Annotated in this window: 12 protein-coding genes, 1 tRNA gene and 1 other RNA gene; 4 read left to right on the top strand and 10 right to left on the bottom strand. The window is 71.4% G+C overall.

Going from position 1 to position 12,599, the window contains the following annotated elements; translation table 11 throughout:
• Positions 1 to 42 precede the first annotated feature (42 nt).
• Positions 43 to 118 (bottom strand) — tRNA-Lys (locus tag QSJ60_RS09350).
• Between the two features lie 153 nt (positions 119 to 271).
• Here QSJ60_RS09350 and hisN point away from each other — a divergent pair.
• Both hisN and QSJ60_RS09340 read left to right on the top strand, forming a co-directional pair.
• The gene (gene hisN, locus QSJ60_RS09345; RefSeq protein ID WP_285463424.1) at positions 272 to 1,072 is read left to right on the top strand and encodes a histidinol-phosphatase; all 801 of its coding nucleotides are present in this window, start codon (positions 272 to 274) and stop codon (positions 1,070 to 1,072) included.
• Positions 1,073 to 1,158: 86 nt separating this feature from the next.
• Positions 1,159 to 1,542 carry a hypothetical protein gene (locus tag QSJ60_RS09340; RefSeq protein ID WP_189084671.1) on the top strand — a complete coding sequence of 128 codons (384 nt, stop codon included), beginning with the start codon at positions 1,159 to 1,161 and terminating at the stop codon, positions 1,540 to 1,542.
• A 53-nt stretch (positions 1,543 to 1,595) separates the two neighbouring features.
• Here the strand turns inward: QSJ60_RS09340 and mgrA are convergent, their stop codons facing one another.
• From mgrA to ssrA, 3 genes are all read right to left on the bottom strand, one after another.
• A complete protein-coding gene (gene mgrA, locus QSJ60_RS09335; protein WP_285463423.1) occupies positions 1,596 to 2,651 on the bottom strand; it encodes an L-glyceraldehyde 3-phosphate reductase in 1,056 nt (351 codons plus the stop codon).
• Positions 2,652 to 2,728: 77 nt separating this feature from the next.
• Positions 2,729 to 3,754: a hypothetical protein gene (locus QSJ60_RS09330; protein WP_285463422.1), complete on the bottom strand. Its 1,026-nt coding sequence runs from the start codon at positions 3,752 to 3,754 to the stop codon at positions 2,729 to 2,731.
• Between the two features lie 127 nt (positions 3,755 to 3,881).
• Positions 3,882 to 4,249, bottom strand: a transfer-messenger RNA (tmRNA) gene (gene ssrA, locus QSJ60_RS09325).
• A gap of 195 nt (positions 4,250 to 4,444) precedes the next feature.
• Here ssrA and QSJ60_RS09320 point away from each other — a divergent pair.
• Positions 4,445 to 5,113 (top strand): SIMPL domain-containing protein, encoded by a 669-nt coding sequence (locus tag QSJ60_RS09320; RefSeq protein WP_285463421.1) that lies wholly within the window; start codon positions 4,445 to 4,447, stop codon positions 5,111 to 5,113.
• A gap of 37 nt (positions 5,114 to 5,150) precedes the next feature.
• On the opposite strand, the gene QSJ60_RS09315 is transcribed toward QSJ60_RS09320, so the two are convergent.
• From QSJ60_RS09315 to QSJ60_RS09290, 6 genes are all read right to left on the bottom strand, one after another.
• Positions 5,151 to 5,888 carry a tyrosine-protein phosphatase gene (locus QSJ60_RS09315; RefSeq protein ID WP_189084667.1) on the bottom strand — a complete coding sequence of 246 codons (738 nt, stop codon included), beginning with the start codon at positions 5,886 to 5,888 and terminating at the stop codon, positions 5,151 to 5,153.
• Positions 5,889 to 5,977: 89 nt separating this feature from the next.
• On the bottom strand, positions 5,978 to 6,454 hold the full coding sequence (smpB, locus tag QSJ60_RS09310) for an SsrA-binding protein SmpB (RefSeq protein ID WP_189084666.1): 477 nt from the start codon (positions 6,452 to 6,454) through the stop codon (positions 5,978 to 5,980).
• A 114-nt stretch (positions 6,455 to 6,568) separates the two neighbouring features.
• Positions 6,569 to 7,480 (bottom strand): permease-like cell division protein FtsX, encoded by a 912-nt coding sequence (gene ftsX, locus QSJ60_RS09305; protein ID WP_189084665.1) that lies wholly within the window; start codon positions 7,478 to 7,480, stop codon positions 6,569 to 6,571.
• Positions 7,477 to 8,595: a cell division ATP-binding protein FtsE gene (ftsE, locus tag QSJ60_RS09300; protein ID WP_285463420.1), complete on the bottom strand. Its 1,119-nt coding sequence runs from the start codon at positions 8,593 to 8,595 to the stop codon at positions 7,477 to 7,479. Before ftsE ends, ftsX begins: the two co-directional genes overlap by 4 nt.
• A gap of 98 nt (positions 8,596 to 8,693) precedes the next feature.
• Complete coding sequence (locus QSJ60_RS09295) at positions 8,694 to 10,154, bottom strand: Na+/H+ antiporter NhaC family protein (protein ID WP_285463419.1); 1,461 nt, start codon at positions 10,152 to 10,154, stop codon at positions 8,694 to 8,696.
• 24 nt (positions 10,155 to 10,178) lie between these two features.
• The gene (locus QSJ60_RS09290; RefSeq protein ID WP_285463418.1) at positions 10,179 to 11,816 is read right to left on the bottom strand and encodes an amidohydrolase; all 1,638 of its coding nucleotides are present in this window, start codon (positions 11,814 to 11,816) and stop codon (positions 10,179 to 10,181) included.
• Between the two features lie 106 nt (positions 11,817 to 11,922).
• Between QSJ60_RS09290 and QSJ60_RS09285 the strand changes: the two genes are divergently transcribed.
• Positions 11,923 to 12,594: a TetR/AcrR family transcriptional regulator gene (locus QSJ60_RS09285; protein WP_285463417.1), complete on the top strand. Its 672-nt coding sequence runs from the start codon at positions 11,923 to 11,925 to the stop codon at positions 12,592 to 12,594.
• Positions 12,595 to 12,599: the final 5 nt, after the last annotated feature.

Genomic DNA, 12,599 nt, shown 5'->3' with positions numbered 1-12,599 from the left:
GAAAAGCCCGGCGAAGAACATCTTCTCACCGGGCTTTTCTGCTGGTGCACCCCCAGGGACTTGAACCCTGAACCCACTGATTAAGAGTCAGTTGCTCTGCCGATTGAGCTAGAGGTGCGAAGTGCGGATCTTGCGAACCGAACCGAGAGACCACGCTATCAGCTCCGTCACCTTCGCGCCAATCGAGCGCAGGGTCGTCCGCACCCCGGGCGCGTCGCCCGGATGCCGGCCCGGAACCTCGCCGTTCACTCCCGGCCGATACGCTGAAGCCGTGATCGATTCCTTCGCCGACGACCTCGCGCTCGCCCTCGAACTCGCCGATCTCGCCGACGCGATCTCGCTCTCCCGATTCCGCGCCGTCGACCTCGACGTGCAGACGAAGCCCGACCGCACCCCGGTGACCGAGGCCGACCTCGCGGTCGAGCGCGCCATCCGCGAGCGTCTGGCCGCCTCGCGACCCGACGACGGCATCATCGGCGAGGAGTTCGGCACCGAGGGCAGCACGAGCCGGCAGTGGATCATCGACCCGATCGACGGCACGGCCAACTTCCTGCGCGGGGTGCCGGTGTGGGGCACGCTCATCGCGCTCGCCGTCGACGGCGTCCCCGTCGTCGGGGTCGTCTCGGCACCCGCGATGGGCCGGCGCTGGTGGGCCTCCACCGGCGAGGGCGCCTGGACGCGCGAACTGCCCGACGAGTCGGGCGTGCGCCCCGAGCCGCGTCGCCTCGCGGTCTCCGCGGTCTCGGGACTGGCGGATGCCTCGCTGAGCTTCCAGAGCCTCGCCCAGTGGCGCGACGCCGGCTATCTGGACCGCCTCCTGGCGCTCTCGGAGCGGGTGTGGCGCGACCGCGCCTACGGCGACCTCTGGTCGTACATGCTGCTCGCCGAGGGCGTCATCGACATCGTCGGCGAGTTCGACGTGAAGATCTACGACCTCGCCGCCCTCATCCCGATCGTCGAGGAGGCCGGCGGCCGCTTCACCTCGATCACCGGCGAGCCCGGGCCCCAGCACGGCAGCTCGCTCGCCACCAACGGCGCGCTGCACGAGCTCGTGCTCGACGCCCTGCGCTGAGGCGAGCCACCACCCGAACGGGGGCCGCGTGCCGATAGAGTCGAGCGGCATCCATCCGACCCGACCCGACCCGACTGGAGCACCAGATGGCCTCGTCGTACGACTACTTCCTCCTCGGCGATCACGCCGCCGCCCGGGCCGCGATCCGCGGCGCGCTCGAGGCGCAGGGCTTCACGATCACCGAGACGCCGACCGGCGGCTTCTTCGCGAAGCGCGGCAGCACCGCGCGCACCGTATGGCTCGGCGCCATGGCCGGCTCGAAGTTCGTGATCAACCTCGCCGTCGACTTCATGACGGACGCGCAGGGTCTGCTCGTCGCCCGGCTGCACCGCGACATGACGAGCGGCGCACTGCTCGGCGGGGCGATCGGGGCGGCGAAGACCGCCACGATCTTCGGCGAGACGGGCGACGCCGTGGCGAACGACCTCGTCGCGCGCCAGGTGCTCGCGCACCGCATCGACAACGCCTGAGCGCCGCGCGCCGGCGTGCGTGCCCGGCCGGCGCTGCCGGCCGGGCGCTCAGCTCACTCGGGCTTCAGCACCGGCACCGGCCCGCCGCCGCGGGCGTCGGCCCACAGGTCGATGCCGGAATCGACCGCGTGCTCGTCGATCGCCCGCAGCTCGGCCTCGTCGAAGTCGAGCCGGTCGAGCGCGTCGAGGTTCTCGTCGAGCTGCGCAACGCTCGACGCGCCCACCACGAGGCTCGTCACCCGCTCGTCGCGGAGCGCCCAGGCGAGCGCGAGCTGCGCGAGCGACTGCCCGCGCGAGGCGGCGATCTCGTTGAGCGCGCGCAGGTGAGCGGTGAGCTCCTCGGTGAGCACGGCGCGGTCGAGCGAGCCGTCTGAGGCGGCGCGCGACCCCTCCGGCACCCCGCCGAGGTACTTGCTCGTGAGCAGGCCCTGCGCGAGCGCCGTGAAGCCGATGACGCCGAAGCCGAGCTCGCCGGCGGCGTCGAGCAGCCCCTCGGTCTCGATCCAGCGGTTCAGCATCGAATAGGACGGCTGGTGGATCGTGAGCGGCGTACCGAGCTCGGCGAGCAGCCCCGCCATCGTGCGCGCGTCGGCCGCGGAGTACGAGGAGATGCCGACGTAGAGCGCCTTGCCCGAGCGCACGACGGCGTCGAGCGCCGAGGCCGTCTCTTCGAGCGGGGTGCCGGGGTCGGGCCGGTGGTGGTAGAAGACGTCGACGAAGTCGAGCCCGAGCCGGCCGAGCGAGGCGTCGAGGCTCGACAGCAGGTACTTGCGGCTGCCGCCGGAGCCGTACGGTCCCGGCCACATGTCCCACCCGGCTTTCGTCGACACGACGATCTCGTCGCGGTGCGCGCGGAGCTCGCGGCCGAGCACGCGCCCGACGTTCACCTCGGAGGCGCCGTAGGGCGGGCCGTAGTTGTTCGCCAGGTCGAAGTGGATGACGCCGCGATCGAAGGCGCGCAGCAGGATGTCGCGCTGCCGTTCGGCCGGGCGGTCGTCGCCGAAGTTCTGCCAGATCCCGAGCGAGAGCAGGGGCAGCTGCAGGCCGGAACGGCCCGAACGGCGGAACGTCATCTGGTCGTAGCGGTCGGACGCCGCGGAGTAGCTCATCGCTCGATCGTAGCGGCGGCCGCCGACGCCGGGCCGAGCCATCCGCGCTCCGCGCCCGACGCGGCGGCGTGCTCGCGTCAGCCGCCGAGCACGAAGCGCAGCACGACCCAGCCGGCCAACACGCCGACGCCGATGGCGAGGCCGCTCCAGGGGACGCCCGTGCGGAGCCGGCGCCCCTCGAGCGCGATGGTCTCCCCCTCGTCGGCTCGCTCGTCGCGGTAGCGGCGCGTCTGCCGCCTGGCCTTCGGCAGCACGAGCTCCATGATCCGCTCGTAGCGCCGCCAGGTCTCCGGGTCGAGCGGATCGACGGAGCGACGGGTGAACAGCGTCATCCGGTCCTCGACGATCTCGACGTCGAAGTCGCCCGCCTCGTCGATGAGCAGCGCCATCAGATCGGGCGTGAACACGTAGAGCGCGTCGCGCTCGTAGCCCGCCGGGCAGTACAGGGCGAAGTGCCGGTCGAAGTCGCCCTCGAGCGAGAGCCGCTGCGCCCGGTGCATCGTCTCCGGCAGCGAGCTCTGCCCGAGCACGTTGTCCCGGGTCGAGTCGAGCACGAGGTGCGGCAGATCACGGGTGAGCCGTAACGCCAGGTACGACCACTCGACGGTGCGCCGCTCCTTGCCGCTACCGGTCACGGCCTGCAGCACGCCGACGTCGAAGAACTCGCCCGAGCCGGCGAACAGCCGGTCGCGCACGAGCCGGGTGGTTCCGACCGAGAAGATCGTCCCCGGGTACTGGGGGGCGTTGCCCTCCGGCATCCAGTACAGCCGGTTGTCCCGGGCGAAGCGCTCGAGCCGCAGGTGACGCGCCCGACGCCGCCGCGCCGCGCCGAGCGACGAGATGCTGATCGCGACGACGAACGCGGCCATGCCGCAGAGCACGAGCAGGAAGAACGCCGCCGGCCACGGCCCGCGCTCGACCCACTCGTCGAGGACGCCCAGGAACGTCGCGGTGAACACGAGCGCGAGGAAGCCTGCGCCGAGGGCCCGCCAGAGCAGTCCCAGCGGCGACGGCCGGTCGGCCCTGGCGGCGAGCGCGAGCTGGCGCTCCTCCTCCGGCCCGAACGGCGCGGTGAGCGCGGTGGTGTCGAGGGCCGGACGCACGATCGCCAGCCTAGGGGATGCCACGCCACGGGGATGCCACCCCAGGGGGATGCCGCTGCGCCGAACGCACGACGGGCCGCCCCGAGGGGCGGCCCGTCTGCTGGCATTCGCGTGCGACAACGACCGGTGGTGGAGATGGGGGGAATTGAACCCCCGTCCATCGCTGAGTTTCCACGCCTTCTCCGGGCGCATCCTGTGGAGCGTTCTGCTCGGCCCCGACCGTTGTCACAGGCACCTCGGTCGACGAGCCCAGCCTGAAAAAGTCCCGCACGTCGCTCAGGCGACGACGCGCAGCAAGTTCCCTAAATGACGCCAGGGACCGGGGCGGGAACCAACCCGGACTGACGGACTATCGGACTCGCTTAGGCAGCGAGGGCGAAGTCGGACTGCTTCTTATTGGCAGTTATTTGTTCGCAGGGGGCGTTCACGAGATAACCCTGCATCCTCGGCCCGCTTCTCGTGGGCGCACAGGCGATGTCGAAACCGATCATCCCCATGAGCACCGCCGGAGTCCCCCGTGAGGAGTCGTCCGTTCGGAGGGCCGTTGTCGCACGCTGTGGAGTTGCCATGTTCCGCACACTTCGCCGGGACGGCGAGGGGTGCGCGGCCTTACAGTCTAGAACAGGCGGGATGCTTCCGCCATTCCCGGCCGCGTCGCCCCGTCGACGCCGAACCAGCTGGAGGTCGCCCATGGGCACGCTCATCACCGTCACCGCCACCGCCGAGGAGCGCGCGTGGCCCGAGCTCGGCGCGGTGCAGCTCTCCGTCGGCGCCTCCGGGGCCGATCGGCAGCAGGTCGTCGACCGCACCGCCGCCGCGCACGAGCGACTGCTCGCCGAGGTGCGCCGGCTCGACGCCGAGGGCGCCCTCGAGCAGTGGTCGGCCGGACAGCTGCGGGTCTGGTCGCATCGGCCGTTCAACGCCGAGGGGCGCCAGCTCCCCGTCGTGCACGAGGCGAGGGGCGAGCTCGAGCTCGTCTTCCGCGACCTCGCCGCGCTCTCCGCCTGGGTGAGCGAGCAGGCGGCCGGTGAGGAGCTCTCGCTCGGCGGCGTCGACTGGCGGCTCACCGAGGCGACCGCCGCCCGCGTCCGCGAGACGGCGCAGCGGCGCGCGGTCGCCGAGGCGGTCGCGAAGGCGGGCGTCTACGCCTCGGCGCTCGGCCTCGGCGCGCCCTCCCCCGTTGAGCTGGCGGACTCAGGCCTGCTCGACGCCAGGCCGACACCGATGCCGAAGGGGCACCTCGCGCGTTCGCTCGCCTTCGCCGCGGACGCGTCGCAGCCCGCAACCGAGTTCGTGCCCGCCGAGCTCGTCGTCGCTGCGACCGTGGAGGCGCGCTTCGACGCGCCCCCGGCCGGCTAGCGAGGTCAAGAACCGGGCTCCGGGGCGAACCGCGCGCTCAGTCGCGCTCGACGAGCTGCCGCTCGAGCGTCGCCAGCTCCTCCAGCGCGAGCCCGGAGGACAGCAGGTACTCGCGCGCGCTGCCGTGGTCGCGCTCGACGAGCTCGATCATGCCGTCGATGGCCTCGGGCGGGCTCCCGCCCATGAGCACACGCAGCGCCGGGGTGTCGGGCACCCCGTACTGGCCGGCGAGGCCGACCATGCGCTCGAGCCACTCGCCGGCGAGGTTCTGCTCGGTGCGCTCGTAGTCGGCGACCACGAGGTCTCGGTCGACCCCGACCGCCAGGAGGGTCAGCGCGATCACGACGCCCGTACGGTCCTTGCCCGCCGTGCAGTGCACGACGACGGAGCGGTCGCGGGCGGAGGAGATCTCGCGCACCGCGTCGACGACGACCGAGGAGTGCTGCACGACGATGCGCTCGTAGAGCGCGTCGAGCGAGATGCCGGCCATGCCCTGCGAGGCGCCCGAGCCCTCGAACACGGGCAGCCGCAGCACCTCGACGTCGAGCCCGGCGAGGTCGTCGGGCATGCGCGCCACCTCCTGCTCGTCGCGCAGGTCGATGACGACGCCGACGCCGAGCTGGCGCAGCTCGGCCTTGCCCGCGTCGCCGAGGGCGTGCAGCCCGTCGGAGCGGAAGAGCACCCCGGGCCGCACGAACCCGTCACGGGCGACGAGCCCGCCGACGTCGCGGAAGTTGTAGGTGCCGGGAACGGGGATCCGAAGCGAAGTCTCCATCGAGCCGAGCCTACCCCGAGCCGCCAGGGCATCGGCCGGACGCCGAGCGGGCGCCACGAGGCATCCGCCCCGCAGCGCGCCGATCGGCGCTACTCGCCGAGGTGGCGGCGGCTCGACATGGCCCGATCCGCCTCGCGCTTGTCCTGCCGTTCGCGCAGCGCCTGCCGCTTGTCGTACTCGCGCTTGCCCTTCGCGATCGCGAGCTCGACCTTCGCTCGGCCGTCGCTGAAGTAGATCGAGAGCGGGATGAGCGTGTAGCCGCCGTCCTTCACCCGATGGCTGATCTTCACGATCTCCTGCTTGTGCAGCAGCAGCTTGCGCTTGCGGCGCGGCGTGTGATTGTTCCAGGTGCCCTCGGTGTACTCGGGGATGTGCACCGCGTCGAGCCACATCTCGCCGCCGTCGATGAAGGCGTAGCCGTCGACGAGGGAGGCGCGCCCCTCGCGGAGGGACTTCACCTCGGTGCCCTGGAGGACGATGCCGGCCTCGTAGGTGTCCTCGATGGTGTACTCGTGCCGCGCCTTGCGGTTGGTCGCGACGACCTTCTGTCCGCGTTCCCTGGGCACGGCCCTCTCCTCACGGTCTGCTGCGAATGACGGATGCCGCGAACTGCGCGCGGCGAGCCGTTCAGTCTACCGGCCCGGGCGGGGTGGCGCAGACCACCCGGCCCGGTGCCGTGATCAGACCTTGAGGTAGCGGGTGATCGCGATGCCGGCCGAGACCGCCGCGAGCAGCACGCCCACGACGATGAGCAAGGGCACCACGAGCAGCGCGTCGCCGAGGTCGACGAAGGTGAACGCGAGGTTCTGTGCCAGGTAGCCCTGCACGAAGAACTGCACGATCGCGACCACCGCCCCGCCCGCCAGCAACGATCCGATCAGGCCCGCGAAGACGCCCTCGAGCACGAACGGGGTTTGGATGAAGCGGTTCGAGGCGCCGACGAGCCGCATGATGCCGAGCTCCCTGCGTCTCGAGAAGGCGGAGAGGCGGATGGTCGTGGCGATGAGCAGCGCCGCGGCGACGAGCATGATCGCGGCGACCGCGATCGCCGAGTAGCTCGCCGCGTTCAGCACGTCGAAGATCTGATCGAGCAGGCGCCGCTGGTCGCTCACCGACTCGACGCCCGGCATCCCCGCGAGCGCCTCGACGAGCACGTCGGACTGGTCCGGGTTCTTCAGGTTCACCCAGAAGCTCTCGTTCAGCACCTCGGGGGTGACGTAGTCGGCCGCCGGGCTGCCCTTGAACTGCTCCTGGAAGTTGTCGTAGGCCTGCTGGTGGTCCTCGAAGTAGTACTTGTCGATGTACGGCGCGAGGGTGCTGCTGTTCAGCTGCGCCTCGACCGCCGACTTCTGCTCCTCGGTCGCTTCGCCGTCGACGCAGCCCGCGGTGCTCGACAGCGAGGTGCAGAGGTACACCGCGACCTGCGCGCGGTCGTACCAGTAGTTCTTCATCTGCGCGATCTGCAGCTGCAGCAGCGCGGCCGTGCCGACGAAGGTGAGCGACACGAAGGTGACGAGCACCACCGAGACCACCATCGAGGCGTTCCGGCGAAGTCCGTTCGCGGCCTCACCGAGTACGAGTCCGATCCTCACTTCGTCGGCCCCACTTCCTGCTGGTCGTCATCGGCGCGCGGGCCGCCGGGCGCGCGGAGGCCCAGTCGTTCGGCGAGGGTGAGCGGCGGGCCCTCAGGATCCTCCGCCGGTGGCGGCGCCTGGGCGCGGAGGCGCTCGGGGTCGACGTCGATTTGCCCGGTGGCGGCGGCAGTGATCGCCGCGGCCTCCTCGGTGACGGCGTCGCGCGTCTCCTCCGGCTCGATGTAGAGCGGCTGCGCCTCGCGCATGATCTCCGCCGTCACCTTCGGGGCGGCGGGGCTGATCCCCGTGTCGGCGATCGGTTCGAGCGGCGCACGCTGCGGGGCCTCGCCCGCGGCTTCGGCGGCGCGCGCCTCGCCCTCGGGCTCGAGCACCGAGGCGACGACCGCGGCGGGCACGGTGCGCGGCGGCAGGTTCACGTCGCGCACGGTCTGCCCGTCGTAGCCCGCGTCGAGCTCGTCGCGCACGATCTGGCCGGCGGAGAGCTCGATCACGCGGCGCTGCATCTGGTCGACGATGCCGGCCTCGTGCGTCGCCATCACGACGGTCGTGCCGCCCGCGTTGATGCGTTCGAGCAGTGTCATGATGCCCGCGCTCGTCACCGGGTCGAGGTTTCCCGTCGGCTCGTCGGCGAGCAGGATCTGCGGCTTGTTCACGATGGCCCTGGCGATGGCGACGCGCTGCTGCTCACCGCCGGAGAGCTCGTGCGGCATCCGCTTCTCCTTGCCGTCGAGGCCCACGAGCTTCAGCGTCTCGGGCACGGCGGACTGGATGTACCCGCGCGACTTGCCGATCACGCGCAGCGTGAACGCGACGTTGTCGTAGACGGACTTGTTCGGCAGCAGCCGGAAGTCCTGGAACACCACGCCGAGGTTGCGGCGGAAGTAGGGCACCTTGCGGCTCGAGATCGAGCCGAGGTGCTGGCCGAGGACGTGGATCTCGCCCTTCGTCGGCTTCTCCTCCTTGAGGATCAGCCGCAGGAAGCTCGACTTGCCGGAGCCCGAGGCGCCGACGAGGAAGACGAACTCGCCGCGCAGGATCTCGACCCCGACGTCGTTCAGGGCGGGCCTCGCCTGGCCCGAATAGGTCTTGGTGACGGAATCGAAGCGGATCATCGTGTTCGAGCCTAAGCAGCGGAGCGCCGAATGCGGGCAGCGACACTGGATTTCGCCAGCGCGCCACCCGCACTCGGGACGATCGGCCGCGTCGGGCCTCAGATTCCGGCGAAGCCGACCACGAGGTACAGCACGAGCGAGATCGCCGCGGCGATCGCGGCGTAGGGCAGGATCGCCGTCATCAGGTTGAGCGGCTTGATGCCCGTGGAGCGGGAGGCGAGGATGATGCCGTCGCCGTAGAGGCACGTCGTCGAGCCGAGCGCGGCGCCCGAGAACACGGCCGCGCCCGCGATGATCGGGTTCACCTCCATCGCGAAGGCGAGCGGGATGACGATGGGCGTGATCACGGCGGCGAGGTCCCAGAACGAGCCGGTCGCGTAGGCGTAGACGCCGCAGACGAGGAACACGACTGCCGGCAGCAGCGCGCCGGACATGTACGGCTCGGTGGAGTCGATCACGAAGTCGGCGAGCTTCAGCTCGATGTTCATGTGCTGCACCATGAAGGCGAGCGCCGTGAGCACGATGACGAAGAGCATGCTGCCGACGCCGTCGAACGCCGCGTCGAAGACCTTGCGGATGCCGAGGCGGCGCTGCGCCGTGTACATGATGATCGCGACGAGGAGCGCGGCGACGGTGCCCTTCAGCACGTCGACCTCGGTGAGGATCGTGACGGCGATCATGACCGCGATCGGGACGACGAAGTTCCAGGGCCTCGGCTTCGCGATGCCGGGAGCGCGGGTGGCGACGGCGACGGGGGCCGCGACCGCGGCCCGCTCCCCCGCGTCGCCCTGCGCGGCGAACTCGCCGACCTCGACGTCGACGGAGGCGGCGCCCTCGGCGGCGCGCTCCTCCTCGGTGGTGCCGAGCGGGAACACGTCACCGGTGGCCTCCGCCCGCGCGACGTCCTTCTTCAGCACGCCGAGCTTCGGGAACCAGCCGAGCGCGACGAGCGCGGCGATGGCGAGGGCGATCCAGCCGAAGAAGATGAACGGGATGGCTTGCAGGTAAGCGCCGAAGCCGGAGCCGTTCGCCGTCACGCCCTGCGCCTCGAGCAGGCCGGCGAAGAACAGCGCCCAGGTCGAGAACGGCACGATCACCGCGACGGGCGCCGCCGTGAGCTTCATGATGGTGCCGAGCTGGGTGCGCGGCACCCGGTAGCGGTCGGTGATGCCCTTCATCGAGGTGCCGACGGTGAGCACGCTCAGATAGTCGTCGACGAAGAGCACGACGGCCAGCAGGAAGCTCAGCACGAGCGACTTCCGGCGGGAGTTCACGAAGCGCTCGGCCCAGGCGGCGAACTCGCTGACGGCGCCGGAGCGCTCGAAGAGCGTGATCAGGATGCCGAAGAGGACGACGACGAGCATGAGCCACTGCAGGGTCTCGTCCGCCATGGCCGTGCCGAAGTAGCCGATCCAGGAGTCGAAGAACTCCCAGCCGCCGAGCAGCACGGCGCCGACGAGGGTGCCGCAGATCATCGCGAAGAGCGTGCGCCGCGTGGCGACGGCGATAACGAGGATGGTGACGACGGGGAGGAGCGCGAGCGCGCCGACGTCTTGCATTGGGGGCCTCTGATTCGGTGGGGGTCAGGCGGCGGATGCCGCGTACACGGGGTGCCCGTCGACCATCGTGGTCCGGACGGGCAGGTCGAGGAGTTCGTCGGCGTCGACGTCGAGCGGGCTGTCCTCCCAGACGACGAGGTCGGCGCGGTAGCCCGGCGCGATGACGCCGAGGTCGCGGTCGCCCTGGGCGAAGGCCGCCCAGACCGTGTAGCCCTGTAGGGCCTGGTACGGGCTGAGCCGCTGGTCGGGCTCGAACACCGGGGCGTCGGGGGTGCCGGGTTCGCGCCGGAGGCGCGCCCAGGCGAGGCCGATGCGCGCATCGGTCTGCGCGACGGGCCAGTCGGAGCCGAGGGCGACCATCGCCCCCGCGTCGATCATGTCGCGCACCCGCCAGCCGAGCGCGGCGCGCTCCGGGCCGAGCCGCTCGGCCCAGAAGTCGGAGCCGTCGGCCTTGCGCCACTGCATGTGCAGCGGCTGCACCGAGGCGGTGATGCCGGTCTGGCCAAGCCGGGCGAGATCGCGATCGGCGAGCAGCTCGAGGTGCTCGATCCGGTGCGGGGCGCCGCGGCCAGACTGGACGCCGGCCTTCAGGTACGCGTCGATCGTGGTGCCGATGGCGCGGTCGCCGATCGCGTGGGTGGCGATCTGGAAGCCGGCCTCGCTGTAGCGCTGCACGACGCGCTCGAACTCGGCGCCGTCGGCCCAGAAGGAGTTGAGGCCCTCGCCATGGGTGTCCGGCTCGTAGAGCCAGCCGGTGCCGGTGTCGATGACGCCGTCGTTGAAGAGCTTCACGAGCCCGCCGCGCCAGCGCCGGCCGTGCCGGTCGCGCTGGGCCAGGTAGTGCTGGGTGCGCTCCTCGTCGTAGCCCGGGTTGTGCGCCATCGCCGAGACGAGCCGCAGCGGCAGGCCGCCCCCGGTGCCGTCGAGGTCGTCGAGCAGGTCGAGGGTACCGGGGTTGCCGTCCATGATGCAGGCCCCGGTGATGCCGCTCTCGGCGAGCCCGCCGAGCAGGTCCCGCACGAGCTCGCGCATCTCGGCGGCGCTGTGCTCCGGCGCGGTGCGGAGCACGAGGTCGAAGGCGGAGTCCTCGCGCAGCGCGCCGGTGGGTCGGCCCTGCTCGTCCACGACGATCTCGGAGGTGTCGCCGAAGCGGCGCGCCCCGGTGATGCCGGCCCGCCGCAGCGCCTCGCTCGAGGCGAGCGCGGTGTGCCCGTCGAAGAACATCAGGAACGCCGGCGCGCCCTCGACGGCGTCGTCGATCGCGGCGGCCGTCATCGGCAGTCGGCTGAAGACGTCGTAGTCGATGTTCCAGCCGCGCACCCAGCCGCCGGCGGCACGGCCGTCGGCGACGCGGCGCGCCTCGGAGCGGAGCATGGCGAGGAACGTCTCGGCGTCGCGGACGCCCCCGAAGTCGATGCCGACGGCGAGCTCGAAGCCCTGGATGGGGTGCATGTGGGCGTCGATGAGGCCGGGCGTGACGACGCCGCCGCGCAGGTCGACGACCTCCGTCGCGGCGCCGCGGAAGTCGCGCACCACGGACTCGTCGCCGACGGCGACGATGCGGCCGTCGCGGATCGCGATCGCCTCCGCCGTCGGGCGCATGGGGTTCATCGTGATGATGCGCCCGCCTACGAGCACGGTGTCCGCGAAGCTCCAGTGCATGTCGCCGCCTTCCGAACGGTCGACTGCGACCGCCTTATTTAAGGTGCTTAAATTTGTAGCGCACACGCTACTCTCACTGAAGTGCCACTGCAAAACCGGAGGACTCTTGCCTGAAACGAGCGCCCGACGAGCGGGCCGTCCGCGCACCCGGGTCCTGAGCGCCGAGCAGATCGTCGACGCGGCCTTCGAACTCGCCCGCACGGCCGGCCCGGACGGCTTCACGATGACCGCGCTCGCCCGCTCGCTCGAGGTGCGTCCGCCCGCCCTCTACCACTATTTCGGCGGCAAGGCCGATGTGGTCCGCGCCATGCGCGGAGCCCTCGCCGAGCAGCTCGACGTGAGCGGGTTCGCCGACGACGCGGTCCCGCTCGACACCGCCGTCGTCAGGTGGGCCCGCTCCTATCGCGACGTCACCGCCGCGCATCCGGCCGGCATCGAGCTGCTCGCGACGACCCCGATCGACGGGCAAGAGCGTTCCGTGCAGAACTACGACGCCATCGTGCGGCGATTCATCGCCGAAGGCTGCCCCGAGGACGAGGCCGTCGACGCGCTCGTCACCTTCGAGGCCCTCATCATCGGCTCCGCGCTCGACGCCGCCGCGCCCGACGACATCATGGCGCCGGGCGACGCGGGCGCGGGCTCGCCGGTGTTCGCCGCAGCCGAGGCGGCGCGCGCGGCCGGAGCATCCGCCGAAGGCATCCGCCCGACCGACCGCAGCTTCGCGCTCGGCGTGCGGGTACTGCTCAGCGGGCTCCGCGCCGAGTGGTCGCGCGGCTGACGCGC

The sequence above is a fragment of the Agromyces sp. NBRC 114283 genome (assembly GCF_030268405.1).
Classification (GTDB): domain Bacteria; phylum Actinomycetota; class Actinomycetes; order Actinomycetales; family Microbacteriaceae; genus Agromyces; species Agromyces mediolanus.
This window is presented reverse-complemented; position numbering and strand designations above follow the sequence as displayed.